The sequence below is a fragment of the Arthrobacter zhaoguopingii genome (genome assembly GCF_009828595.1).
Lineage (GTDB): Bacteria > Actinomycetota > Actinomycetes > Actinomycetales > Micrococcaceae > Arthrobacter_D > Arthrobacter_D zhaoguopingii.
In genome coordinates this window covers 269,074-293,391 of the sequence record NZ_WPNY01000004.1, presented here as the reverse complement: position 1 = coordinate 293,391, position 24,318 = coordinate 269,074, and the positions used below count along the sequence as shown (strand labels likewise).

21 protein-coding genes are annotated in these 24,318 nt (G+C 71.0%); 12 read left to right on the top strand and 9 right to left on the bottom strand.

Annotation, left to right across the window (positions count from 1 at the left end; translation table 11 throughout):
* Positions 1-67 precede the first annotated feature (67 nt).
* From GVV86_RS08035 to GVV86_RS08020, 4 genes are all read left to right on the top strand, one after another.
* Positions 68-1,060, top strand: a complete 993-nt coding sequence (locus GVV86_RS08035) for a stage II sporulation protein M (protein WP_159802433.1) — start codon at positions 68-70, stop codon at positions 1,058-1,060.
* Positions 1,061-1,654: 594 nt separating this feature from the next.
* On the top strand, positions 1,655-2,695 hold the full coding sequence (locus tag GVV86_RS08030; protein ID WP_246669910.1) for a TIGR01906 family membrane protein: 1,041 nt from the start codon (positions 1,655-1,657) through the stop codon (positions 2,693-2,695).
* A gap of 172 nt (positions 2,696-2,867) precedes the next feature.
* Positions 2,868-3,284: a VOC family protein gene (locus GVV86_RS08025; RefSeq protein WP_159615711.1), complete on the top strand. Its 417-nt coding sequence runs from the start codon at positions 2,868-2,870 to the stop codon at positions 3,282-3,284.
* Positions 3,285-3,286: 2 nt separating this feature from the next.
* The gene (locus GVV86_RS08020; RefSeq protein ID WP_159615713.1) at positions 3,287-3,649 is read left to right on the top strand and encodes a VOC family protein; all 363 of its coding nucleotides are present in this window, start codon (positions 3,287-3,289) and stop codon (positions 3,647-3,649) included.
* Between the two features lie 146 nt (positions 3,650-3,795).
* Here GVV86_RS08020 and GVV86_RS08015 read toward each other — a convergent pair whose 3' ends face one another.
* The 6 genes from GVV86_RS08015 to GVV86_RS07990 form a co-directional block, all read right to left on the bottom strand.
* Positions 3,796-4,110: a DUF6510 family protein gene (locus GVV86_RS08015; RefSeq protein ID WP_201291394.1), complete on the bottom strand. Its 315-nt coding sequence runs from the start codon at positions 4,108-4,110 to the stop codon at positions 3,796-3,798.
* Positions 4,107-4,838 carry an FAD-binding oxidoreductase gene (locus tag GVV86_RS08010; protein WP_201291393.1) on the bottom strand — a complete coding sequence of 244 codons (732 nt, stop codon included), beginning with the start codon at positions 4,836-4,838 and terminating at the stop codon, positions 4,107-4,109. Before GVV86_RS08010 ends, GVV86_RS08015 begins: the two co-directional genes overlap by 4 nt.
* The gene (locus GVV86_RS08005; protein WP_159615715.1) at positions 4,835-5,428 is read right to left on the bottom strand and encodes a sulfite oxidase-like oxidoreductase; all 594 of its coding nucleotides are present in this window, start codon (positions 5,426-5,428) and stop codon (positions 4,835-4,837) included. The genes GVV86_RS08010 and GVV86_RS08005 overlap by 4 nt, the downstream gene beginning before the upstream one ends.
* Before the next feature lie 298 nt (positions 5,429-5,726).
* A complete protein-coding gene (locus tag GVV86_RS08000; RefSeq protein ID WP_159615717.1) occupies positions 5,727-6,368 on the bottom strand; it encodes a phosphoribosyltransferase in 642 nt (213 codons plus the stop codon).
* A 122-nt stretch (positions 6,369-6,490) separates the two neighbouring features.
* Complete coding sequence (locus GVV86_RS07995) at positions 6,491-8,119, bottom strand: dolichyl-phosphate-mannose--protein mannosyltransferase (RefSeq protein ID WP_159802431.1); 1,629 nt, start codon at positions 8,117-8,119, stop codon at positions 6,491-6,493.
* Positions 8,120-8,162: 43 nt separating this feature from the next.
* Complete coding sequence (locus GVV86_RS07990) at positions 8,163-9,074, bottom strand: cation diffusion facilitator family transporter (protein WP_159615722.1); 912 nt, start codon at positions 9,072-9,074, stop codon at positions 8,163-8,165.
* A 171-nt stretch (positions 9,075-9,245) separates the two neighbouring features.
* Between GVV86_RS07990 and GVV86_RS07985 the strand changes: the two genes are divergently transcribed.
* The 3 genes from GVV86_RS07985 to GVV86_RS07975 all read left to right on the top strand — a co-directional run bounded on the left by GVV86_RS07985 (position 9,246) and on the right by GVV86_RS07975 (position 12,688).
* Positions 9,246-10,016 (top strand): pullulanase X25 domain-containing protein, encoded by a 771-nt coding sequence (locus GVV86_RS07985; RefSeq protein ID WP_425513924.1) that lies wholly within the window; start codon positions 9,246-9,248, stop codon positions 10,014-10,016.
* A 185-nt stretch (positions 10,017-10,201) separates the two neighbouring features.
* Positions 10,202-11,023: a 16S rRNA (cytidine(1402)-2'-O)-methyltransferase gene (gene rsmI / locus GVV86_RS07980; protein WP_281406941.1), complete on the top strand. Its 822-nt coding sequence runs from the start codon at positions 10,202-10,204 to the stop codon at positions 11,021-11,023.
* 183 nt (positions 11,024-11,206) lie between these two features.
* A complete protein-coding gene (locus GVV86_RS07975) occupies positions 11,207-12,688 on the top strand; it encodes an NAD-dependent succinate-semialdehyde dehydrogenase (RefSeq protein WP_159802429.1) in 1,482 nt (493 codons plus the stop codon).
* 41 nt (positions 12,689-12,729) lie between these two features.
* Here the strand turns inward: GVV86_RS07975 and GVV86_RS07970 are convergent, their stop codons facing one another.
* Genes GVV86_RS07970 through GVV86_RS07960 form a run of 3 tightly spaced genes read right to left on the bottom strand, consistent with a single transcriptional unit; the run spans position 12,730 to position 17,670 of the window.
* On the bottom strand, positions 12,730-15,117 hold the full coding sequence (locus GVV86_RS07970; protein ID WP_159615726.1) for a transglutaminase TgpA family protein: 2,388 nt from the start codon (positions 15,115-15,117) through the stop codon (positions 12,730-12,732).
* Positions 15,114-16,670: a DUF58 domain-containing protein gene (locus tag GVV86_RS07965; protein WP_246669915.1), complete on the bottom strand. Its 1,557-nt coding sequence runs from the start codon at positions 16,668-16,670 to the stop codon at positions 15,114-15,116. Before GVV86_RS07965 ends, GVV86_RS07970 begins: the two co-directional genes overlap by 4 nt.
* The gene (locus tag GVV86_RS07960) at positions 16,639-17,670 is read right to left on the bottom strand and encodes an AAA family ATPase (RefSeq protein WP_159802427.1); all 1,032 of its coding nucleotides are present in this window, start codon (positions 17,668-17,670) and stop codon (positions 16,639-16,641) included. The genes GVV86_RS07965 and GVV86_RS07960 overlap by 32 nt, the downstream gene beginning before the upstream one ends.
* A gap of 183 nt (positions 17,671-17,853) precedes the next feature.
* On the opposite strand from GVV86_RS07960, the gene GVV86_RS07955 reads away from it, so the two are divergent.
* The 5 genes from GVV86_RS07955 to GVV86_RS07935 all read left to right on the top strand — a co-directional run bounded on the left by GVV86_RS07955 (position 17,854) and on the right by GVV86_RS07935 (position 24,225).
* On the top strand, positions 17,854-18,858 hold the full coding sequence (locus GVV86_RS07955) for a TatD family hydrolase (RefSeq protein ID WP_159802425.1): 1,005 nt from the start codon (positions 17,854-17,856) through the stop codon (positions 18,856-18,858).
* 348 nt (positions 18,859-19,206) lie between these two features.
* Entirely contained in the window at positions 19,207-20,379 is a 1,173-nt protein-coding gene (locus GVV86_RS18855; RefSeq protein WP_201291392.1) for a resuscitation-promoting factor, read from the top strand.
* Positions 20,380-20,469: 90 nt separating this feature from the next.
* The gene (rsmA, locus tag GVV86_RS07945; protein ID WP_159802423.1) at positions 20,470-21,345 is read left to right on the top strand and encodes a 16S rRNA (adenine(1518)-N(6)/adenine(1519)-N(6))-dimethyltransferase RsmA; all 876 of its coding nucleotides are present in this window, start codon (positions 20,470-20,472) and stop codon (positions 21,343-21,345) included.
* A gap of 46 nt (positions 21,346-21,391) precedes the next feature.
* A complete protein-coding gene (locus GVV86_RS07940) occupies positions 21,392-22,363 on the top strand; it encodes a 4-(cytidine 5'-diphospho)-2-C-methyl-D-erythritol kinase (RefSeq protein WP_159802421.1) in 972 nt (323 codons plus the stop codon).
* A gap of 38 nt (positions 22,364-22,401) precedes the next feature.
* Positions 22,402-24,225 carry an ABC-F family ATP-binding cassette domain-containing protein gene (locus GVV86_RS07935; RefSeq protein WP_159802419.1) on the top strand — a complete coding sequence of 608 codons (1,824 nt, stop codon included), beginning with the start codon at positions 22,402-22,404 and terminating at the stop codon, positions 24,223-24,225.
* The last annotated feature ends 93 nt before the right edge of the window (positions 24,226-24,318 follow it).

Genomic DNA, 24,318 nt, shown 5'->3' with positions numbered 1-24,318 from the left:
CCCCCTTCGCGTTCCCGGCTGTCCGGGCTCCACCCTATCCTCCACCCCGCGCTATATGGTGGGCTGCATGGACGTCGACGCCTTCAGTGCAGTGCACCGCCCCGACTGGGAGCGGCTCGATGAACTGGTGCGGCGCCGCCGCCTCACCGGCGCGGAGGCGGACGAGCTGCTGGTGCTGTATCAGCGCGTGTCGACCCACCTGTCGATGATCCGTTCCATCGCCCCCGAAGGTGAACTGTCGGGCGCCCTGTCGATGCGCCTGTCGCGGGCGCGGACCCGCTTCAGCGGCGCCCGCTCCCACTTCCTCGAAGATGTCGCGCTGTTCTTCGTCGTCTCGCTCCCCGCCGCGTTCTACCGGGTGCGCTGGCTCACCGTCGTCGTGGGGGTGCTGTTCACCGCCGTCGCCTGGGCGTACGGGGCGTGGGTGGTGAACACGCCGGGGGTGATCGCGGCCCTCGGTACGGACGAGGACCTGCGCCGGTTCGTCGAGGAGGACTTCATCGACTACTACTCGGAGAACCCGGCGGCGTCCTTCGCCGGCCTGGTGTGGACCAACAACGCCTGGATCGCCCTCCAGGCGGTCGCCTTCGGGGTCACCGGGATCTGGCCACCGATCATCCTGTACCAGAACGCTCAGTCCGTCGGTCTGGTCGGCGGGATGATGGCCGCCTTCGACAAGCTCGACGTGTTCTTCCTCTACATCCTTCCCCACGGGCTCATGGAGGTGACGGCCATCTTCATCGCCACGGCTGCGGGCCTGAGGATCTTCTGGGCCTGGGTGTCGCCGGGACGGCGGACCCGGGTGGCCGCGCTGTCCGAGGAGGGGCGGTCCCTGATCACGGTCGCCCTCGGACTCGTCCTCGTCCTGTTCGTCTCGGGCCTCGTCGAAGGCTTCGTCACTCCCAGCGGGCTGCCGCACTGGGCGCGGCTGGGGATCGGTCTCCTCGTCCTCGCCGCGTACTGGGCGTACGCCCTGATCCTCGGCCGGCGCGCCGTCCGGGCCGGGGCCAGCGGAGATCTTGCAGCCCTTGACCGGGGAGGGGCGGCGCGCACGGCGTAAGGAACGCCGTGCGGGGCTTCCCTTCCGGGTGCACGGGGGTGCGGCCCGGTAGTCTCGAAGGGGAAAGCCGCGACGCGGCGGAGTGAGGCAAAACAAGGAGACATCCCAGTGGCTGAGACCGACGGAACCGGCACCGAGCAGGACCACCAGGGGCGCGCCCCGGAGTCCGCCCCGGCTCCCATCGCCCAGCGCAACTCGCTGCCCATGCGCAGGGCAAGCACCATGCCCGATGTGTCCAGGTATGTCCCCGCGGGGGCATCCGACAGCGAGTGGCACGGCTCCCCGGCGGCGTCGACCGGGGGAGCCGGAACGCCCGGGCACGCATCGGAGCCTACGGGGTCGACGTCGGTGCGTGAACCGGCGCCGCCGGCACCGGAGTCCGGCCTCGAAGGGTCTGAACCAGTCAGGGACACTGAACCAGTCAGGGACACTGAACCAGTCAGGGACACTGAACCAGTCAGGGACACTGAACCAGTCAGGGACACTGAACCAGTCAGGGACACTGAACCAGTCAGGGACACTGAACCAGCGACGGACCCTGAACCAGCCACCGCCGCGCTGCCGGTCAGCGATGCCCCGCGGCAGGAAACGGCGTTGGGATGGACCGGCGCGGACACGTCAGCCGGCACCCCCACCACCGGGACCTCAGCCGAGGCCTCCGCTGCCACCGCCTCCGCCGTTGGGGCCACCGCCGCCGGTTCCTCCGCCGTCGGGGCCTCCGCCGTCGGTGCCTCCGCCGCCGGTGCCTCCGCGGGGGAGGCCGGAGGGGCACGGACCCCGCGTGGGGGGAATGATGCGCGCCGGGAGCCGGAGAACGAACCGGATTCCGACACCGGGGCACTGCTGCTGCGCCCGTCCGAGCAGGAAGTCCGGCGGCGCGCCCTCGAACGGGAACACGCCGTGGCCGCCAAGCCAGCCCTCGCACGGTTCCTGCAGGTGGTTGTCGCCGTGATCTTCCCGATCGTGGTGCTGGCCGGCGCGGTCCGGGCCGTCACCTCCTCCTTCTTCCTCTGGGTCGAATACCACCGCCCGGGCTTTCCCGCCGACGAGTTCGGGTTCTCCACCCAGGACCGCCTGACCTATGGGTCCTACGCGCTCGACTACGTCCTCAACTTCGCTCCTGCCCGCTACCTGGGCGGGCTGGTCAACCCCGGCGGCCAGCAGTTGTTCCTCGACAGCGAGGTCAGCCACATGGCGGACGTGAAAGCCGTACTCCAGCTGTCCTTCGCCGCCGCGTTCGTGCTGCTGCTGATCGCAATCGCGGCCTGTGCCTACCTTGCCCGCCGGTACAAGGGTGGAATCCGCAGGGCGCTGTTCTCGGGCGCCGTGCTGACCCTGGTCCTCATCGTGGTCCTTGCCGTGTCGGCGGTACTGGCCTGGGAGGTCTTCTTCACCTCGGTCCACGCGGTGTTCTTCGCCGACGGTACCTGGACCTTCCGGGTGGACGACACCCTGATCCGGCTCTTCCCCGAGCAGTTCTGGACCGACGCGGCCGCCACCGTGGGCTTCCTCGTGCTCGCGGCGACGCTGCTGACCCTGGTGCTCACCTGGCCCACCCGGAGGCGCCGGGAGCGGTCGCAGGCCGCCCAGGACGAGCTGCAGGCCCGGCACCGCGCCGCACTGTCCGGCTCCTAGGCACCCGCGTCCGCCGGGTCCCGCCGCCAGGCAGGGGCCCGCGGAAATCTCCTTCCGACCTACCGCACCGCCGTCCCGGGGCCCATAATCGGTGCTGTACCACGGAGCAGCACACCGCTTCGAACCGCCAAGCAGCACCGCCGAGCAGCACCGACCTTGAGGAGGAAGCGCGATGACCACACGCCTTAACCCATATCTTGGGTTCCGCGATACGGCCAGGGAGGCGATGGAGTTCTACCATTCGGTCTTCGGCGGTGAGCTCACCCTGAGCACCTTCGGCGACTTCCAGGCCAGCGAGGACCCGGCGGAGCAGGACAAGATCATGCACGGAATGCTTGAGACCGAGGGCGGCTTGGTGCTGATGGGGGCCGACACTCCGAACAGCATGGATTACACCGTGGGCACCAATTACTCGGTCTCGCTGAGCGGCGCCGACGAGGCCGAACTGCGCGGGTACTGGGACAAGCTCATCGACGGCGGCACGGTGACGCTGCCGCTCGAACGGGCACCCTGGGGCGACAGCTTCGGCATGTGTAGCGACAGGTTCGGGGTGAGCTGGCTGGTCAATATCGGCGCGCCGGAATCCTGAGGATGGCAAGCCGCATCGCCGTCGTCGCTATTGACGCCGCCGATCCGCGGGCCGTCGCCGCCTTCTGGACGGCGGCTCTCGGCTGGCAGGTGACCGGGGAGGACGAGGGCATCATCAGCATCGCCTCCGCGGACGGCCGGGAGCCGGGCATCGACGTCGTTGCGGTGCCCGAGCCGAAGACCGGAAAGAACCGCCTCCACTTGGACCTGCGGGCCGATGGCTCCCCGGCTGCGGAGGTGGAGCGGCTCCTCGGGCTGGGCGCGCGCCGGATCGACATCGGCCAGCCGGCAGACGCGTCCTGGACGGTCCTTGCCGATCCGGAGGGGAACGAGTTCTGCGTCCTGTCCGGACCCGGCGGAGAGTAGACCCGGTACGGACCCGCCGCCCTCGGGCACGGGCGGCGGGCCCGCGGGACCATTCGTCATGCCGGGCCGCGCGCCGGCCGTCTTCGAAACTCCCGGCGCTCCGGCCCGGTCCCCGCAGCGGGTCCCGCCGGTCAGGTCTCCGCCGGTCAGTCCCGCTGGATGCTCAGGTAGCTCAACCCCCGCAGATCAAGGACTGTCCGGCCCCCCGCCTCGGTCAGCCGCAGCAGAACCGATCCGCACCCCCTGCACCGGGCGGTCATCCCCGGAGCGTGCGCATAGACGCGGGTGGTGGCCAGCACGCCCGTCATCCCGCAGTTCTCGCACCGGCCCTCGGCCAGGGTGAGATCCCCTGCGGAGAATTCGGAGAGCGGTCCCGCCAGGGCGTTTCCATCGAGGCAGTCCTGCCCGTCGGCTTCCGCTCCGGTGCCGCCGGCCAACCCATCATCGAGTCCAAGGCTCATGATCCGTCTCCTGTTCCGCCGTAGCGTTCCGTCTTGATGCGGCCTTCCGGGTACCCGGCCTCCACGAGCCAGGCCGCCACCGTTTCCACGAAGCCCGTGGCGCCGCAGATGAACACGGCCGGGTCTGCCGCGGGCGGCAGGATCCGTGACATCAGCGTGGCGGAGGAGAGCCGCCCCACGGGCTCCCCGGCGGGCGCCTCCCGGGTATAGATGTACTCAACCGGCAGGGGCGGTGAGGAGGCCTCGAGCTTTTCGAGTTCCCCGCGGTAGATAATGCTCGAGGGCCCACGGACCGAATAGAGGAGCTGCATCGGCACAGTACTGGCTGCAGCGCGGTGGGAGCGCACCATGGCCATCAGGGGCACCACCCCGGAACCTCCGCCGATGAGCTGCACCGGGGAGGTGTCCGAGGGCTGCCACACGAACCAGCCGCCGACTGGCCCCCGCATCTCCACCTGGTCGCCCACCGTCAGGTCACGCACGAGGTATGGGGAGACCTCGCCGTCCTCCAACTCCTCAACGGTGATTTCAAGGCCGGTCGGCGGCAGCGTCCCGGCCACCGAGTACGACCGCACGGCGGTGTACCCGTCGGGGGCCGTGAGCCGGATATCGACGTGCTGGCCCCCGATGCTGCTGACCGGTTCGGGGAACTGGAGGGCGATGGTCCGCGCGGTGGCCGTCTCGAACCGGGCCTCGGCGACGTCGGCGGTCCTCCAGGTGCGGCTCACCAGTACCGTTCCTCGAGCCAGGGATCGCCGTGGAGGTTGTAGCCGTTGGTCTCCCAGAAGCCCGGGTCGTTGCGCTCCATCATCCTCAGTCCCCGGACCCACTTCGCGCTCTTCCAGAAGTAGAGGTGGGGGACGAGCAGCCGTGCGGGGCCGCCGTGGGCGGGCGCGAGATCCTCGCCGTCGAACTGGTGGACGATCCACGCCTTGCCGTTGAGGATGTCCTCCATCGGCAGGTTCGTGGTGTAGCCGCCGTAGCTGGAGAACATCGTGTAGGGGTGGGAGGTGTCAACATCCTGGAAGAAGGTGTCGAGGGACACTCCCTTCCAGCGCGTGCCGAACTTCGACCAGCTGGTCACGCAGTGGATGTCGACGGTGAATTCCTCCTGCGGCAGGTTCTGGAACTCGTCCCAGGACCAGGAGTGCGCCTGCCCGGTCTCGGTTGTGAGCTGGAACTCCCACTCCGCGGTGTCGATCCTCGGCGTCGGGCCGGCGGAGAGGACAGGGAAGCTTTCGGTCAGGTACTGCCCGGGCGGCAGGCCGGGCTGGTCCTTGTTCCTGCGCCCCCGAAACCCTGATGAGATGATGCCCATGTGTTCCTCCAATCGGATGCGGAGCCCTGCCGTCGGAACGGACAGGCCTGCCCCTCGGGGAGCCCTGAACGCGTCGCCGAGCGGTAGGGGTTGCGCCTCGTGGCCCGTTCTATCACTTCGCTGGGGCAATGGAAAGAACAAGTCCCTTCCGTGTCAGCGTCAACCGGCGCGGCCGGCGCACCCGACGACGGGCGGACCGGGACGACGCGTGCATCCGAAAGCGACTAGCACACCCGAATGCGACCGGCGCGGCAGAAAAAGCGGGCCGGTTTGTCGCAATGGGACGTCTTCGGGGGGCTCAGTCCGGCCGGCCGGCGGCCGCGGCGTTGAGCAGGGAGATGACCTCGGCCTCCTCCACGGGGGAGAAATCGCCGTAGTGCTCGCCCACGGACCGGAAGCGGTGGGGGACGGCGAGGAACACGTGGGCGTCGGCCTCGGGGATGCGGGCGGCCGCATCGAACGGCGCGACCGGCGCCGCGAGGATGACCCGGGCGGCGTTGAGGCCCCGCACCACCCTGCACGCCACCCGGGCGGTGGCGCCCGTGGCGACGCCGTCGTCGACCACCACGGCCGTGCGGCCGGTGAGGTCGATGCGCGCGCGTCCCCGCCGCAGCAGGGCCGTGCGTGCCTGGAGGACGGATCGTTCCCTTTCCTCGACGGCCCGCAGCTGCTCGTCGCTCACGCGGGCGCGCTGGATCACGCGTTCCTCAAGGACGCGGGTGCCGTCTTCGCCGATCGCGCCCATCGCCAGTTCGGGCTGGGAGGGCACTCCCAGCTTGCGCACCACCACCACATCCAGCGGCACCCGCAGGGCCGCTGCGACCTCCGCCGCCACGGGCACCCCGCCCCGGGGCAGGCCGAGGACCACCACCGGGCCCGAAAGATCGGCCAGCCGCCCGGCGAGCTGCCGTCCCGCATCGATCCGGTCCCGAAAGAGCATTCGTCCCACCCCCGCCCGTCGTCCCCCTGCCCGGCCCGGTTCTTGTGCCGGTGTGCCGGTGTGCCGCACCGCTGCCGGCCCTTACAGTATCCGCCGGCGCGCGCCGCCCGGGGAGTGCGGGCTCAGATCCAGCGCGGAAACCACATGCGCTGCCGCCACTGCTCGTAGGGAATAACGTCGGCGGTCCAGATCGGCAGGAAGTAGGCGGAGACCAGGACCGCGGCAGCAAGGAACGCGCCGACGAGCAGGACGCCGACGCGCCGGCGCCGCAGGGTGTCCGACGGGCCGCCCAGCACCAGGCCCAGGCAATAGACCAGGGCGAGGATGAGGAAGGGTTCGAAGGCGACGGCGTAGAAGTAGAACATGGTGCGCTCGGGGTAGAGGAACCACGGCAGGTAGCCCGCGGCGGCGCCCACAAGAACCGCTGCGGCCCGCCAGTCCCTGCTGCGGATCCACACCGCCAGCAGGATGAGCAGGGCGAGCGCCGAACTCCACCAGATCAGCGGATTGCCCAGCACCGTGACCGCCTGCGAGCACGCCTCCGCGCCGCAGCCGGCCGGCTTTTCATAGAAGAAGGAGGTGGGGCGGGCGAGGATCAGCCACAGTCCCGCATGGGCCTCATACGGGTGGTCCGTGGCCAGGCCCTGGTGGAAGGTGTAGGCGCTGCGGTGGTATTCGGCCAGCGATCTCAGGGCAGGGGGCACCCAGTCCCACTGCGCGGACGGGTTGGCTGCGGCCCACTGGCGGTCGTAGGCGTCCCGGGAGGCGAACCACCCGGACCAGGTGACGAGGTAGGTCAGCGCGGCCAGCGGCACGATCGAGGCAAACGCCTGCAGGCCGTCCTTCAGCACGGCCCCGCTGGCCCACCGCCGGATCCCGGCGACGCGCCGGGCACCGAGGTCCCACGCCACGGTGAGGAGGCCGAACGCGGCGATGTAGGGAAGGGCCGACCACTTCGTCCCGAGGGCCAGCCCCAGGCAGATCCCGGCCGCGATGCGCCAGGGGCGGAGGCCGAGCCACGGGCCAAACCGCAGGTGGGCGGCGGACGGCGGGCTGCCGGTGCCGCCGGCCGCGGCCGCCAGCCGTCGAGCCAGGCGCCTCCGGCCCTGCTCCCGGTCCAGCAGCAGCGCGGCGAAGGCCAGCAGCAGCCAGAACATCAGGAAGATGTCAAGGAGTGATGTGCGCGAGTGCACCAGGTGGTGGCCGTCGACGGCGAGGAGCAGCCCGGCCGCCGCCCCCAGGACAGGAGAGCCCAGGAGACGCCCGGCGACGAAGGCCAGCAGGAGGATCGAGAGGGTTCCGACCAGCGCCGCCGAGAAACGCCATCCGAAGGGATTGCCGGGGCCGAAGAGCAGCAGGCCTCCGGCGATCATCCACTTTCCCAGCGGCGGGTGCACCACATAGTCGGCGGTCGGAAGGATTACCGACGGATCGCCGGCATTGAAGGAATCGTTGGCCTCCTCGGGCCACTCCCGTTCATAGCCGGAACGCAGCAGCGAGTAGGCGTCCTTGACGTAGTAGGTCTCGTCGAAGACCAGGCTGCCCGGCTCGCCGAGGCGGACGAAGCGCAGCACTCCGCCCAGGACGGCGATGACCACCGGCAGCAGCCAGGCCAGCACACCGCCAGGCGCCTGCGCACCGAGGAGCCGGGCCAGCAGCGCCTGCTCGGTGAAGGCCGCCCGGGCGGAGGCCACCCACCTGCGCGATCCCGGCAGGGACTTCCCGGGTTCCAGGACGGCGGCGTGGCTCACCCTGTCATGCTACCGGGGCGCATCGTTTCCGCCGGGCGCTCTCCTAGTGGGCGAGACCCTCTTCGTGGAGGCGGTGGCTCGCGGGTTCGATCTGGAAGGTGCTGTGCTCGATGCTGAGATCGAAGTGCTGCCCGACGCACACCTGCAGCTGGTCGAGCACCTTGTGCGCGTTGCCGCTGGTATAGCACTCGTCTTCCACCACCACGTGGGCGGTCAGGACGGGCAGGCCCGTGGCGATCTGCGTGATGTGGAGGTCGTGGACGTCGGTGACGAAGGCAAGGTTCGAAATATGGGAGCGTACGGCGTCCGGGTCGATGCCCGCAGGCGTCGATTCGAGCAACACGCTGACCGTCTGGCGCAGCAGACGGATGGTGCGGGGAACGATCAGGGCCCCGATCAGCAGGGCCACCAGCGCATCGGCGCGCACCCAGCCGGTCAGGGTGATGATGACGGCGGCAATGATCACGGCCACCGACCCCAGCGCGTCGTTGAGCACCTCGAGGAAGGCGGCACGGAGGTTGAAGTTCGCAGAGCGGTGGCGTGCCAGCACGGCCAGCGCCGCGATATTGCCCGCCAGACCGATGACGCCGAAGACGATCAGTTCGGGCCCGGCGACGGGGGTCGGCTCGATGAGCCGGCGTACGCCCTCGATGAGCACGTAGAGCCCGACGGCGAGGAGCAGGCCGGCCTGGGCCATGGCCGCGACAACCTCCGCCCGGCGGAAGCCCCAGGTGCGCCGTGCGGTGGCCGGCCGCAGGGCCAGGGTGGCCGCCGCCAGTGCGAGGGAGAGCCCGGCGGCGTCGGTGAAGACGTGGGCCGAGTCGAAGAGCAGGGCGAGGCTGCCCGTCAGGGCGGCGCCGATGACCTGGAGAATAAAGACTGCCACCGTGATTGCCAGCGCGGCGGCGAGCGGCCCGCGGTGCGTGGAGTCGTGTCCGTGGTGGTGGTTCCCCATGCGCCAAGGGTACCGTGCCCAGCACGCGGCCGAGGAACCCGCGACGGGGAAAGTCGGCCGCCTGCTTACCTATTGGACCGATGCCGCGGACGTCACTTAGCGTTGACACTGACGGAATGCGGCACCGGCTCCGCGTTGCCGGGTGTAAAGACGAACCCATGGAGGGCGATTGTGAAGACGAAGGCGCAGGACGGCACGACCCAGAGGCTGAAGGCCGTACTCGATGTCCTTGCCGACCGGGCGCAGGGTGCCGCCGGGGGCCCCGGCTCCGCCGTGCTGGCCGAGGCCATCGCCCGCGTGCCCCTGAACGAGCGTGAAAGCGAACTGCTCAGCGGCGGCGTCCCGCGGGGATTCAAGACCCTGACGACGGCCTCGGCGAAGCTCGTCAAGGCGGGCTGGATGGTCAAGGGCCGCAGCGGCTGGACCATCACTGAGGAGGGGCTCCGGGCGACGGTTGCCTTCCCCGACGAGGAATCCTTCGCCTCGGCACTGGCCGCCGGCACGCCCGTGCCCGCGGACACCCCGCTTCCCGCGGCCTCTGCAACTGCAGACGGCGCGGACGGCGCAGCGAAGGATGCCGGCGAGGGCGCCCCGGCGGAGGCTGAAAGCGGAGGGCACACCTCCGCGGCGGAGCAGCATGCCGGGCAGCCGGCGGCCGTCGCCATCGCCGGTAACTTCGGCTCCCACCTCGGTGCCGCCGAGGACTGGGCCCCGCACTTCGATGAGGTGCAGATGGTGTTCGATCAGGAAGAGTCGGTCTGGAAGATCACCACCGACCTTCCGGCGGGTGCGTACTCCTACAAGGTGGCCATCGACCGCTCCTGGGTGGAGAACTACGGGGCCTTCGGCGTCCGGGACGGTTCCGACCACGAACTGCACCACCCCGGTGGTCAGGTCACCTTCCGCTACGACCATGCCACGAAGGACGTCAGCACCACCTGAGCTCCGGTCACCTCGGCGGCGGGGCCGGGCTGCAGCGCAGGGGCTACCCTTGAGTAGTGAATAATCCCGCAGGAAATGCCCCGGCACCCGGCCCCGACGACGCCGCAGGGCCGGGGGCGGACACCGCCCGCCCGGCCTTCGCCGCCTACCGGGGAACCACGGGCGACGGCGGAACCCACGGCCGCGTGGTGCTGGCGGGAACCCCGATCGGCAATATGGGTGATGCGACCGAACGGCTCGTCGGGCTGCTGGCCAGCGCCGATGTGGTTGCCGCCGAAGACACTCGCCGGCTCCACCGGCTGGTGCAGGCGCTCGAGGTCACGGTGGGCGGGAAGATCGTGAGCTACCACGAGCACAACGAGGCCACCCGCACCGCCGAACTGCTCGAGGACGTGCGCTCCGGGGCGACCCTCCTGATGGTCACCGACGCCGGCATGCCGTCGGTGTCCGACCCCGGCTACCGCCTGGTGGAGGCCGCCGTGGCCGAAGGGATCGCGGTCACCGCAGCTCCGGGGCCCTCGGCCGTGCTCACGGCACTGGCGCTCTCCGGGCTTCCCACCGACCGGTTCTGCTTCGAGGGTTTCCTTCCGCGCAAGGCCGGCGAACGGTCGACCCGGCTCGCCGAGCTGGCCGCCGAGCGCCGCACCATGGTCTTCTTCGAGGCGCCGCACCGCCTTGAGGCGATGCTGCGGTCCCTGCGCTCGGCCTTCGGTGGTGACCGGCCGGCCGCGGTGGCCCGCGAACTGACAAAGGTGCACGAGCAGGTCCTCCGCGGTTCCCTGCTGGAGCTCCTCGAATGGGCGCAGGACGGCGAGGTCCGCGGGGAGATCGCCGTCGTCGTCGGCGGGGCCCCCGCCGCGCCGCCCTCCCGCCCGGAGGATCACGTGGCGGCAGTGCACGAACTGGTGGGGAACGGACTGCGCCTCAAGGAGGCAGTGGCTGCCGTCGCCGAGGACGCCCGCGTCAGCAAGCGCGAGCTCTACGCCGCTGTCGTCGCCTCCCGGTAGCTTCGGGGGCCCGCGCCGCCCGGATCGGCGGGTTGTGCATCTGAACAACACCTCCGGTATGCGGTGGTGCAGCGGAGTATGGACAGGCCCGGGCGCGCGGCGCTACCGTGAGCGGGAATCCGGGCCGCGTCCGCCGCAGCTCCAGTGCCGCTTCCACCGCCCCTTACCGTCGAGGAGTTCATCATGACTGTCACCGTCGAGCGCGAACAGGACCTGCTGGCGCGGGTTCCCACCGGATTGCTGATCGGCGGGCAGTGGCGCGATTCCTCCACCGGCGCCTCCTTCGACATCGAGGACCCCGCGACGGGCAAGACCCTGATCACGATCGCTGACGCCACCCCGGCCGACGGCGCGGCCGCGCTGGACGCCGCCGTCGCCGCGCAGGAGGACTGGGCCCGGACGGCCCCGCGCGAGCGCGGCGAGATCCTCCGCCGGGCGTTCGAACTCGTGACGGCGCGCGCCGATGACTTCGCGCTGCTGATGACCCTCGAGATGGGCAAGCCCCTGGCCGAGGCCCGCGGGGAGGTCACCTACGGCGCCGAGTTCCTCCGCTGGTTCTCCGAGGAGGCGGTGCGGGCCTCCGGGCGGTACTCCATGGCCCCGGACGGCAAGTCCCGGCTGCTCGTCACCAAGAAGCCCGTGGGCCCGTGCCTGCTGATCACGCCGTGGAACTTCCCGCTGGCCATGGCCACCCGCAAGATCGCCCCCGCGGTCGCCGCCGGCTGCACCATGGTGCTCAAGCCGGCAAACCTCACGCCGCTGACCTCCTCCCTGTTTGCCCAGGTGATGGAGGAGGCCGGGCTGCCGGCCGGCGTGCTGAACGTCATCCACACCACCGACGCACAGGGCGTCACCGGTCCGCTGGTCGAGGATCCGCGCCTGCGCAAGCTCTCCTTCACCGGCTCCACCCCGGTGGGGCGCAGCCTGCTGGCCGCCGCCTCCAAAAACGTCCTGCGCACCTCGATGGAACTCGGCGGCAACGCGCCGTTCCTCGTGTTCGAGGACGCCGACCTCGACGCCGCCGTCACCGGCGCGCTGGCGGCGAAGCTGCGCAATATGGGCGAGGCGTGCACCGCTGCGAACCGCTTCCTCGTTCACGAATCGGTCGCCGACGAGTTCGCCGCCCGGCTGGCCGAGCGGATGGCCGGCATGCGGACCGCCCGCGGCACCGAGGACGAATCGAAGCTCGGCCCGCTGATCGACCGCAAGAGCCGGGACAAGGTCCACAGCCTGGTCACCGACGCGCTCGCCGACGGGGCCGAGGCCATGACCGGCGGCGCGCCGGTCGAGGGCCCCGGCTACTTCTACCAGCCCACGGTCCTCAAGGGCGTGGACCGGTCCTCCCGCATCCTGAGGGAGGAGATCTTCGGCCCGGTCGCCCCGATCGTCACCTTCTCCACCGAGGACCAGGCCGTACAGCTCGCCAACGACACCGAGTACGGGCTGGTGGCCTACGTCTTCACCCGCGACCTGAACCGGGGCCTTCGCATGGGCGAACGCCTCGACACGGGGATGCTTGGCCTCAACGCCGGGGTCATCTCCAATGCGGCGGCTCCGTTCGGCGGGATCAAGCAGTCAGGGCTCGGCCGGGAGGGCGGCTCCGAGGGGATCGAGGAGTACCTCTACACCCAGTACATCGGCATCGCCGACCCCACCGCCTCATAACCCGCGGCCTCCTAGCCCACCGCCTCGTAACCCACCGCCTCCTAGTCCACCGCTTCCTGACCGGGCCGCTGCCGGGTCGGGCGCAGCAGGGACCGGGGAAGGAATCGAGCCCGCAGCCGGGCCGGCAGGCGGCTCTGCTCCCGCAGCGCAGCGGTCACCGCTGTGACGTCGTCCCAGCTGGCGGCCGGAGCAGCCAGGAGGGCAACACCTGCCCCGGCGGCCGGGGCCGCCGCAGGGCCGGCGTATTCCTCGCGTTCGAAGGCCCGCTGGAGCCGCTGCAGCGAGTCCGCTGCGGGCCCGCGCAGGCCGGCCTCGGCCTGCAGCCGCTGCGAGAACCCGCGTGGGGTGTCGGTTGGCAGGGCCGGGTGTCCGTAGTCCCCGGCGACCTCGGTCGTCTGGGCCCAGGCGGCGGCCGCAGTACCGGGTCCCTCTCCTGAGAGCACCCGGCGCCGCCGTGCCGCCGTGCGTGCCGAGCGGATCAGCAGGGGCAGGAGCGCGAGCAGCATCCCAGCGGCCGCTGCGGTTCCGGCGGCGGCGGCGCGGGACTGTGCAGCGGCAGGATCGGCGGCGCCGGCGGGGGTCTCCTCCGGGTCGGCGGCCGTTCCCGGCGGCACGTCCGCCGCGCCGGGGTTGAGGTTGTCATAGTCGTCGACGCGGACATTAAACGGCGAGGTGATGGTCTGCGCGTAGTCCGGAACGACGCCGCGTGAGGGAGTGGGTTCGAACCGCACCCAGCCGACCCCGTTGAAGTACAGTTCGGGCCAGGCGTGCGCGTTGCGGGAATCCACGGCGAACTCGCGCAGCTCCATGCCGTCGGGCCCGGCCGCCAGATCGCCCGTCGTGGTGCCCGGGGTATAGCCGACGGCGACCCGGCTGGGGATGCCCGCGGCCCGCGCCATCACCGCCATCGTGCCGGCGTAATGGACGCAGTAGCCGGCGCGCGTCTCCAGGAACCGGGCCATCACGCCCATGCTGCTTCCGTCGTAGCCGCCCTCGACCGGCGCATCCACCGAGTAGGTGAAGTCCCGGCTCCTCAGGAAGTTCTGGATGGCGATCGCCTGGTCGTAGGGGTTGCGCAGCCGCCCGGTGACCGCTTCGGTGGTCTCGAGCACAATGTCGGGGGTATCCTCGGGCAGCTCCGTGAAGACCGGGGCCACCGCCCCCTTCGGTGCCGGCCGGATGGCACTCAGGCGCTCCTCGGTGAGGTCGGGCAGCGTGCTGATCACCTCGTACTCCTGGCGCACCGAGGTGCCGCCGTCGTAGGAGAGGATGCTGAGGTTCTTCGGGTCCCAGGTCCAGCGCCCGTTGAGGCTCGCGACACTGACCGGCGCGTAGGGGGCCAGCAGCCACGGGCTGGTGTAGCTGTCGGTGTTGATCCGGGTGAACGCCGTAGCGCCGAACTCCCCGGCCGAACGCACCGACTCGGAGCCCATGCCCTGGAGCCCGGGCTCGCGTTCATCCCGGCGCTGATCGGGTTCCCACCGCTGCCCGGCGAAGTCCTCAAGCGTCACGGCCCTCAGGTACACCGGCTCGGGGGAGTTCGTGGCATAGGTGACCCGACCGAAGCCGGCCGGGTTGCGCAGGTCATTGCCCAGGGTCACCGCCGGATTGAGCCCGGAGGAGCTGCCCCACACGTTCAGCCGGGCACCCTGCGGGAAGGCCCCGCTGTTGAACCCGGGAATGGCCAGGGGCAGGAGCACCGTGACCGCGACCGCCGCCGCGCCCACCGCCAGGCCGCGCCCGAGGTACCCGGTGGAACCCGAAGCCGCCGAGGCTGCCAGGAGGCCTTCACGCCACTGCGCGCAGCCCAGGAGCAGCAGGTAGGCGGCCACCGTCAGGAGGAACGGCACCATCCCGACGCCCAGCGGCTTGACCACCGCCGGAACCACCATCAGGGCCAGCAGCCCGATGCCGCTGACGGCGGGCATCCGCAGGGTGGTGGCAAGGGTGTCGACGGCGATGGCGATCAGTCCGATGGCCGCGCAGGTCACCAGGAAGATGCCCGCCCCGGGGAGGACCGGTGCCGCCTGCGACGTGACGGTGTCCTCGGCATGGTTGAGCAGAATCTGCAGCTGGACGCCGGTTCCTGGCCCGGGGATCACCCCGAGGATGCTTTGGTCGGGGACGAACCGCGACGTCAGGCAGCCGCCCAGAGTCAGCAGGCCCGCGAGCAGGGTGACCAGCCCGGGCAGCCGCAGCGTACGCGCCAGCGACATGGCGATCATCACGGGAAGCACGGTGTTGAACACCGGCCCGAACCAGGTCCAGGGCTCGATGACGCCGTTGAGGCTGGTGGATGCGGCGAGAACGCCGGCGCCCACGGCCGCACTGACCGCCCAGTGCGCATAATCGGGACGGGACGGGCCCTCGGCGGCTGTGCCGGGGGTCTGCCGCGAGTCGGCCACGGGGCGTTCGAGCGTCGCTGTCACCGGAGACCTTCCTGGGGAATGGAGGTGCGCGGGCCTGCCGGTGCGGGCGGTGCGGAGTGCCCGAGGCCCGCCCAGACAGCCGGCATGTCGGCGCGCGGGGAAGCGGCGGCCGCATACCAGCCGGCGGTGCGCAGGATGTCGATCTGGGCGGCGGCCTCTGCCGGCCGGTCGACAACCACGAGCGCCAGGGCCGCCGATCCATAGCCGGAGGCGGTGGCGAGGCTCCGCGCTTCCTCGGGCGTGAGCAGTCCGAGGACGGCGATCAGCGGGCCCCGGTGCCGGGTGGACGCGAGCCGGTCGAGCAGGTCGTCGCCGAAAGGGGAGCCGGGGTCGTGCTGGTGGGGATCCTCCCGGCGGGAACCGCGGCCCGGCGGCACCGCGGATCCTGCCGGGCTGCTCCCGCTGCGCCGCTGCACCGGCCGGCGGGCGGGGCCGGCCCCGGCGGCGGTGCTCCCGCTGCGCCGGCCGCCGTCGTGCGCGGGGCCGAGCGCCGCGAGCCCCTCGGCGATGGCAGCCAGCGCGCCGGGACCCTGGAATTCCTCATCCCCGGGGAAGGGCGCGGAGGGGGACCGCAGCAGGGCGGGGGCCCCGTGATGGTCAAGGAACCGCAGCGCGTAGCTGCGCTCCAGGAGATGCGCGCTGATCGACACCGCCGCCGTCACGGCCCACTCAAAGGTTGGGATCGTGTTGATGCCCGCCCCGCCGTGGCCGGAATCGGCGCCGAACACGGCGTTGAAGCCGTAGCTGAAGCTCGACTGCCGCTGGTCCATCAGGAGCGTGGCCTCGGGCGTGGTCACAGACTCCTCCTGCCGCACCATCAGCTCGTTGTGCCGGGCCGTGGCGGCCCAGTGCACGCGGCGCATCGAATCCCCGTGCCGGTACTCGCGCGTCATCACGTCATCGTCGCTGGGGTTCGCCTGGCGGCGGGTGGCGGCCGTGCCGTCGGTGCCGCGCGATCCCGACAGCGGGGCCGCCACGAGATCCAGCGGCGCCGGGGTCACCACCAGGGGGTCGGGGTGGCCCAGGAGGTGCCTGGAGGTGCCCAGCCCGAAGGGGTCGGTGAACTGCGCGGTCACCGGGCCGATCTCGAAGAGGCCGCGGGTTGAGGACCGGAGGCGGTACTCATAGAGGCTCACCCCGTCGCGCGTCGGATTGCGGGAGGGAAAGGTGAACTGCGGGGCGCGCCCGAAGCGCGGCGGCACGTGCTCCTCCATGGTGACCGGCGGCCCCGGCGGGCCGTTGGAGGCCACGGCCAGGGAGACGGTGGTCGTGGAGCCGGTCTCCATGGTCGAGGGGGCGAAGCTGCGTTCGATGGTGAACCGCGGCTTGATCAGCCGCAGCATCAGCACCGACAGGGCCGGCAGGCAGGCCAGGAAGACCCCAACGTAGAGCAGGTCGCGGCGGCCCAGGATCTGCGCGGCCAGCAGCGCCGTGCCGCCCGCAATCACGAAGCCCCACCCGCGCTGGGTCAGGACGTTCGTGGGGAGTCGGTCGAGCAGCGCCATGGCCGGCCGGAACCCGTCAGCGGCCCCGGGTCCCGGCCCCGCGCGCATCACGCGGAACCGGCACCTTGGAGAGCACGTTCTCGACGACGGAGGCGGTGGTTTCCCCGGCGCTCGCGGCCCGCCGGTCGAGCATCAGGCGGTGGGCGAGCACGGGTCCGGCCATGGCCGTGATGTCGTCGGGAAGGACGAAGTCCCGGCCCTCGAGGGCCGCGGTGGCCTTGGCCGCGCGGAGCAGCTGAAGCAGGGCCCTCGGGCTGGCGCCCAGGCGCAGCCGCTGGTGGGTGCGGGTCGCAGCGCCCAGGGCCACGGTGTACTCCTTCACCGCGGGGGAGACGAAGACGGAGCGCACCTGAGCCATCAGAGCCGCGATGCCCGCGGCCGTGGTGGAGGGCCGGACCTCCGCCAGTGGCGAGAGGGACTGGTGGGTTTCGAGCATTTCGATCTCGGAGCGGGCGTCGGGATAGCCCATGGAGATCCGGGCCATGAAGCGGTCCCGCTGGGCCTCCGGCAGCGGATACGTCCCCTCCATCTCGATGGGGTTCTGGGTGGCGACGACCATGAACGGATCCCCCAGGGCGTGGGTGCGCCCGTCGACGGTGACCTGGTGTTCCTCCATGCACTCAAGCAGGGCCGACTGGGTCTTGGCCGAGGCCCGGTTGATCTCGTCGCCGATCACGATGTTCGCGAACACCGGGCCGGGACGGAACTCGAAGCGGCGCGAATCCTGGTTGTAGATCGACACCCCGGTGACGTCCGAGGGCAGCAGATCCGGGGTGAACTGGATGCGGTTCACGGTGCAGTCGATGGTGCGCGCGAGGGTCTTGGCCAGCATCGTCTTGCCGACCCCCGGCACGTCCTCAAGCAGCAGGTGACCCTGCGCCAGCAGCACCGTCAGGGCCAGCCGCGCCGCATCAGGCTTGCCGTCGATCACCGTGTTGATCGAGCCGAGGATCCCCGACGCCACCGCGGCAAAGGACTCAACCGCCGGGTCTGGTCCCGCCGCGCCCGGCAGGTGGGAATCCTCGACGGTCGTGTTCTGGACGTCCATGGGTGCCTTCCGCGCAGGGCAGCTACGGGTCGGAGTCCGGCGGAGAGCGGCCGGAGAATACGACGCGCAGGCGATGACCTCGGCGACCGCCGCGGTGGGCGTGCTTTGGCTGACTAGATACTTAGATTACTAGGTCAACCTCCCGCGCGGGTGGAAAGTTCCCGGGCTGGATAGGCTGGGGCCATGAGCAACAGTTCCGCGTACTCAGCAGGCTCCATCCCCGGGCCCTACCGGCCGGCAGACGGACCCGATGACACTCCAGATGACACTCCCGATGACACTCCCGATGACGCCACCGGTGCCGGTCCGGCCCCGGTGAGGGCACGGAAGTCGGAGGGCGATGGGGGCCAGCGGCGGAAACTCGACTACCCGCCGCTGCCCGAACCGCTGCCGGTTCCGGTGATCGACAACCACACCCACCTCGACTTCCGCGACGGGCTGGTCGAGGTGAGCCTGCGCGCCGCCCTCGACGCGGCGGAGGCTGCGGGGGTGGCCGGGGTGGTCCAGGTGGGCTCGGACCTCGAGTCCTCCCGTTTCACCGTGAAGGCCGTCGATGCCGATCCGCGGATCCTCGGCGCCGTGGCCCTGCACCCCAACGACGCCCCGAAACTCGCGGCCGAGGGTTCGCTCGAGGAGGCGCTTGAGGAGATCGAGCAGCTCGCGGCGCACCCGCGCATCCGGGCCATCGGCGAGACCGGCCTCGACTATTTCCGCACCCCCCAGGAGGGCATCGAGCGCCAGCGCTACTCCTTCCGGCGTCACCTCGACATCGCCAAGCGCCTCGGCCTCGCCCTGCAGATCCACGACCGGGACGCCCACGACGACGTCGTGGCCACCGTCCTCGAGGAGGGGGCGCCGGAGCGCGTGGTGCTCCACTGCTTCTCCGGCGATGCGGCCCTGGCCCGGACCTGCAACGAGAACGGCTGGTACATGTCATTCGCCGGCACCGTCACGTTCAAGAACGCCGGCAACCTCCGGGAGGCTTTGGCCATCGCCGACCCCTCGCTGATCCTCGCCGAGACGGACTCCCCGTTCCTCACCCCGCACCCGTACCGGGGCCAGCCGAACGCGTCCTACGTGGTGCCGTACACCGTGCGGGCGATGGCGGAGGTGCTCAGCGCCGACCTTGAGCAGCTGTGCGGGCGGATCCTGGCGAACACGACCGCCGTCTACGGTTCGTGGGACTGATCGGTTCCTGGGACTGACCGGCTCCTGGTACCGACCGCTACCTGAGCCGACCGCGGCCGTCCCGCCTGACGCTTGCCGGAACCGGTGGGACGGGTGGAACGGAAGGGTTTGAAGTTAAGGTCACGGCACGGTTACGGTTAGCAGCTGTTAGCCGGGGTCGGGGAAGGCATTCGGACTAACGCCGCCTGCAGCATTGCACCGGCGGGGCACCCGTGCTCCGCCGCTGCCCCCGCAGGCGCCTCCAGCAGCTCCGGGCCGACCGCGTGCCCGGTGGTGATCCGTGCGCCCCGCGCTGTCAGCAGGCTCCGAATCCCGCGCTGCGATTCCCCGTGCCCGGAGACTTCGTACATGGGGGACTCGGTGGGGAAAAGGGTGCGCAGGCATTGGCTGAAGCGGACGGGCCAGACGGTGGTGATGATGAGCCTCGTCTCGGGGCTCGTCGCCTTCGTCGGCAACGGCAAACAGGTCGAACTCACCGTCGAGGGCCGCACCTCGACGGTGCAGACCTACGGCGGCACGGTCGAGGAGATCCTGGCCAAGGCCGAGGTGCCCCTGGGCCCGCACGATGACGTCGTCCCCGCCCGCACGGCGGAGGTGCCCGACGGCGCCGCCATCGAGGTTCACAGGGCGCAGGAGATCGACCTGATCCTCGACGGCGTGCGCTCAACGCACCCCACGACGGTGCGGACTGTCGACGACCTGCTGGCCGAGCTGGGACTGGCCCGCACCGCGGCGGTGTCGCTGCCTCGGGCCACCGAACTCTCCACCGTCGATTCGGCCATCACCGTCCGGACCCAGAAAAGGGTGACCCTCACCGTGGGCGGAGCCTCCTCCGTGCACACCACCTCGGCCGTCTGGCTCCCGGAACTGCTCGCCGAAGCGGGAATCACCCTCGGGGCGGAGGACCGCGTCTCCATCCCGGCCTCCACCGCCGTCATCGACGGCCTCGGCGTGAAGATCACCCGCATTACGAGCAGGGCCACGCGCACGCTCACCGAACCCATCGCTTTTGAAAGGGTCGAGACCGAGGACCCCGGGCTTGCCCGCGGTGAGCGCAAAATCACCGTCGCGGGCGTCGACGGGGAGCGCACCAGCGTCTACGCCGTCCGCCTCGAGGACGGCAGGGAGGTCTCGCGCCGCCTGCTCAGCCGGAAGGTCAGCCGGGAACCGGTTCCGGAGGAGATCAGCGTCGGAACCCGCCCCGCCGCCAAACCCCGGCCGGAGGCCGCCCCGGCGAAGGAGGCCGGCCGGCCCGCCGGGGAACCGGCTCCGCAGGGGAACGTGTGGGCCGCGCTGGCCGAGTGCGAGTCCGGGGGAAACTGGTCGATCAATTCCGGCAACGGCTACTACGGCGGGCTGCAGTTCAGCAGGTCGAGCTGGCTGGGTGCCGGCGGCGGCAAGTACGCGCCGCTGCCGCACCTTGCCTCGCCGGCGGAGCAGATCGCCACGGCCGAGGTGCTCAAGGGCAGCGGCGGCTGGGGTCATTGGCCTTCCTGCGCCTCGAAGCTCGGCCTGCGCTGAGCCCGGGACGCGCCCTTCAGGGCGCGGGGGCCCCGGCGCTGCCGGGCCCTGCTGGACCGGCGGAGGCCGCCCGGCGGCTACCATAACTAGGTGACAACGCCTTCGATAACGCCGCCGCCCGCACCGCTGCTCGGTGCAGCCGACATCCGCCGGCTGGCTGCGGAGCTCGACATCCGGCCCACCAAGACGCTCGGCCAGAACTTCGTGATCGACGGCAACACCATCCGCCGGATCGTCGCCGCGGCCCAGCTGGGCGAGGGCGAGACTGTGCTCGAGGTGGGCCCCGGGCTGGGCTCGTTGACCCTCGGCCTGCTCGACGCCGCCGAACGCGTCGTGGCCGTGGAGATCGATCCCGTCCTGGCCGGCCGGCTTCCGGCGACGGTACGGCAGTGGCGCCCGGAGCGGGCGGACGCCCTCGACGTCGTGCTGGCCGACGCCCTGCGCGTCACCGAGCTGCCGCACCCGCCCACCGCCCTCGTGGCGAACCTCCCGTACAACGTCGCGGTGCCCGTGGTGCTGAACCTGCTCGCCCGCTTCCCGTCGCTGCGTTCGGGCCTGGTCATGGTGCAGGACGAGGTGGCCGACCGGCTCGCGGCGGGCCCCGGATCGAAGGTCTACGGCGTCCCCTCCGTCAAGGCGGCCTGGTACGCGCGGATGACCAAGGCCGGGGTGATCGGCATGAACGTCTTCTGGCCCGCGCCCAAGATCGCCTCCGGGCTGGTGCGCTTCACCCGGCACGACCCGCCGGCCACGACGGCGTCCCGCGAGGAAGTCTTCGCCGTCATCGACGCCGCCTTCGCCCAGCGCCGCAAGACACTGCGGGCGGCCCTGTCCGGCTGGGCCGGCAGCCCCGTCCTCGCGGAGCAGGCCCTCGTGCGGGCCGGCGTCGACCCGACGGCCCGCGGCGAGGTGCTCGATATCGCAGCCTACGCGCGGATCGCCGAGGGGAAGGCCCCAACCGCCTGACGCCCGCGATTTTCCGCACGGAAGCCGGTGATCTAAGTTGGACCCTATGGAGTCGGGAAGAGCTGGACAGTTGCGGGGTGGCCCGCGCAGGGTCCGGGTCCGGGCTCCGGGCAAGATCAACGTCTCCCTGCGGGTGGGCCCTCCCCGCGAGGATGGCTACCACGGGATCGCCAGCGTGTTCCTCGCCGTCTCCCTGTACGAGGAGGTCACGGCGACCCGGGTGGACGGCGACGGCGTCACCGTCAGCGTCAACGGGCAGGGCACCCTCAACCTGCCTCTCGGCGCGGTTCCCCTCGATGCCACCAACCTCGCCGTCCGCGCCGCGCAGCTGCTCGCCGAGGTGAGCCCGGGCTCGACCGGCGTGCACCTCGACATCACCAAGCGCGTGCCCGTGTCCGGCGGGATGGGCGGCGGCTCGGCCGACGCGGCCGCGGCGCTGCTCGCCTGCGACGCCCTCTGGGGCAGCGGCTTCTCCCGGGACGAACTCGCGAAGATCGCCGTGAGCCTTGGCGCCGACGTCCCCTTCGCGCTGCTCGGCGGCACCGCCGTCGGCCTGGGCGTCGGCGAGCAGCTGACCCCTGCGATCTCCAAGACACCGCTGCACTGGGTGCTGGTGCCCGCGGACTACGGCCTGTCCACCCCCCAGGTGTACCGGCTGCTCGATGAGATCCGGCTGCGCACGGGGGCCCACGCGCCGCTCCAGCCCGAAATCGACCCGGCCATCCTCGGCGCGATGCGGGCCGGAAACGCCCCGGCCCTGGCGCCGCTGCTCTCCAACGACCTCCAGGAGCCGGCATTGGAACTCGCGCCGGGCCTGGGCGATATCCTTGAAGCAGGAACAAAGGCCGGCGCCCTAGCGGGGATCGTCTCCGGCTCCGGACCGACCGTCGCGTTCCTGGCCCGCAGCGCGGGGCATGCCGTCGAGCTCGAGTCCCGGCTCGAGGCCGCGGGAATGGCCGCCACCGCGGTCCACGGCCCGGCGCACGGCGCGCGGATCGCCACCGACACCGCCGGCTGAGCCAGCCGGCCGACACCCCTTACCGAAAGCAGTTCGCATTGGCACACCTTCTCGGCGCTGAAAACCTCGGCGTCGCCTTCGTTACCCGCACCATCCTCGACGGGGTGTCCCTCGGCCTCGAGGACGGCGACCGCATCGGAATGGTGGGGCGCAACGGCGACGGCAAGTCAACGCTCATGCGCCTGCTCGCACAGCGCACCACCCCCGACTCGGGCCGGGTCACCCGCCGGCGCGACGTGAGCGTCGGCTACCTGGACCAGACCGACGTGCTCGACGGCTCCCTCTCCGTGGGCGAGGCGATCGTCGGGACCCAGGACGACCACGAATGGGCCTCAAGCCCCAAGATCCGCGACGTCATGGGCGGGCTGGTCTCCGAGGTGGACTGGCACGCGCCGGTCTCCTCGCTGTCGGGCGGCCAGAAGCGGCGGGTGGCCCTGGCGAAGCTGCTGATCGGCGACCACGACGTGATCATGCTCGACGAGCCCACCAACCACCTCGACGTCGAGGGGGTGGCGTGGCTCGCCGGGCACTTGAAGCAGCGCTGGCGCCCCACCGAAGGCGGGCTCCTCGTCGTCACCCACGACCGCTGGTTCCTCGATGAGATCAGCACCCGCACCTGGGAGGTCCACGACGCCATCGTCGACGGATTCGACGGCGGCTACGCCGCGTACGTCCTCGCCCGCGCCGAGCGGGACCGGATGAACTCGGTCATCGAGAGCAAGCGCGTCCAGCTCGTCAAGAAGGAGCTCGCCTGGCTGCGCCGCGGCGCGCCCGCCCGGACCGCGAAGCCCAAGTTCCGCATCGAGGCGGCCAACGAGCTGATCGCCGACGTCCCGGAGCCCCGCGATACGCTCGCCCTCAACAAGATGGCGATGTCCCGTCTCGGCAGGGACGTGCTCGACCTCGAGGACATCAGCCTCACCATCGATGCCGGCGGGCAGGAACGCCAGCTGTTCTCCAACGTGACCCTGCGCCTGGCACCGGGGCAGCGCCTCGGCCTGGTCGGGGTGAACGGATCGGGTAAGACGACGCTGCTGCGCATGCTCAACGGCGAGGTGGCACCGACGAAGGGGCGGCTGAAGCGCGGCAAGACGGTGCAGACCGCCGTGCTGTCCCAGGAGGTCCGCGAGCTCGACGAGCTGGGGGACAGCCGGGTGATCGAGGTGATCGAGGCCGAAAAGCGCGTCTTCAGCGTCGGCGGCAAGGAGGTCTCGGCCAGCCAGCTCGTCGAGCAGCTCGGCTTCACCAACGAGAAGCAGTGGACCCGCGTCAGCGAACTCTCCGGCGGGGAACGCCGGCGGCTTCAGCTGCTGCGCCTGCTCGTGGGTGAACCGAACGTCCTCATGCTCGACGAACCGACGAACGACCTGGACACCGACACCCTCTCGGCCATCGAGGACGTCCTCGACGGCTGGCCCGGCACCCTCATTGTGGTCTCCCACGACCGGTACCTCCTGGAACGGGTCACCGACACCCAGATGGCGCTGCTCGGCGACGGGCGCCTGCGGGACCTTCCCGGCGGGGTGGACCAGTACCTCGAGCTGAGGCGGGCCGCGCCGTCCCTGGCGGTGACCGGCTCCTCGGCGTCCCCCGCGGTGTCAAAGGACAGCGGTGCGGGAAACGGATCGTCGGAGGCCGATCTGCGCCAGGCCCGCAAGGATCTCGCCCGGATCGAGCGGCAGATCACGAAGATCGATGCCCAGAAGGGCAGGCTTCACCAGCAGATGGAGGAGGCGGGCGCGAAGGCCGACGCCGATTTCGAGTACCTCGCGGACCTCAATGCGAAGCTCAAGGCACTCCAGGAAGAGACCGAGGGATTGGAAGAGCAGTGGCTGCTCGCCGCGGAGGTCCTGGGCGAGTAGCACGCGCCTAAATATGAGTAGCGGTTACGCGGAATTTCCGTCGTAACCCGCGGAAGCCCGGTGTTAGCTTGATGGAACCCCGTGGTGACCGAA

What these genes read in the sequence shown, in the direction of transcription:
- GVV86_RS07955 (WP_159802425.1), top strand. Translation starts at nt 17,854, where the DNA reads ATGAGCAACAGTTCCGCGTACTCAGCAGGCTCCATCCCCGGGCCCTAC.
- GVV86_RS08015 (WP_201291394.1), bottom strand. Translation starts at nt 4,110, where the DNA reads ATGAGCCTTGGACTCGATGATGGGTTGGCCGGCGGCACCGGAGCGGAA.
- GVV86_RS08020 (WP_159615713.1), top strand. Translation starts at nt 3,287, where the DNA reads ATGGCAAGCCGCATCGCCGTCGTCGCTATTGACGCCGCCGATCCGCGG.
- GVV86_RS18855 (WP_201291392.1), top strand. Translation starts at nt 19,207, where the DNA reads ATGGGGGACTCGGTGGGGAAAAGGGTGCGCAGGCATTGGCTGAAGCGG.
- GVV86_RS07940 (WP_159802421.1), top strand. Translation starts at nt 21,392, where the DNA reads ATGGAGTCGGGAAGAGCTGGACAGTTGCGGGGTGGCCCGCGCAGGGTC.
- GVV86_RS07990 (WP_159615722.1), bottom strand. Translation starts at nt 9,074, where the DNA reads ATGGGGAACCACCACCACGGACACGACTCCACGCACCGCGGGCCGCTC.
- GVV86_RS08005 (WP_159615715.1), bottom strand. Translation starts at nt 5,428, where the DNA reads ATGGGCATCATCTCATCAGGGTTTCGGGGGCGCAGGAACAAGGACCAG.
- GVV86_RS07960 (WP_159802427.1), bottom strand. Translation starts at nt 17,670, where the DNA reads ATGGACGTCCAGAACACGACCGTCGAGGATTCCCACCTGCCGGGCGCG.
- GVV86_RS08025 (WP_159615711.1), top strand. Translation starts at nt 2,868, where the DNA reads ATGACCACACGCCTTAACCCATATCTTGGGTTCCGCGATACGGCCAGG.
- GVV86_RS08035 (WP_159802433.1), top strand. Translation starts at nt 68, where the DNA reads ATGGACGTCGACGCCTTCAGTGCAGTGCACCGCCCCGACTGGGAGCGG.
- GVV86_RS08000 (WP_159615717.1), bottom strand. Translation starts at nt 6,368, where the DNA reads ATGCTCTTTCGGGACCGGATCGATGCGGGACGGCAGCTCGCCGGGCGG.
- GVV86_RS07965 (WP_246669915.1), bottom strand. Translation starts at nt 16,670, where the DNA reads ATGCGCGCGGGGCCGGGACCCGGGGCCGCTGACGGGTTCCGGCCGGCC.
- GVV86_RS07975 (WP_159802429.1), top strand. Translation starts at nt 11,207, where the DNA reads ATGACTGTCACCGTCGAGCGCGAACAGGACCTGCTGGCGCGGGTTCCC.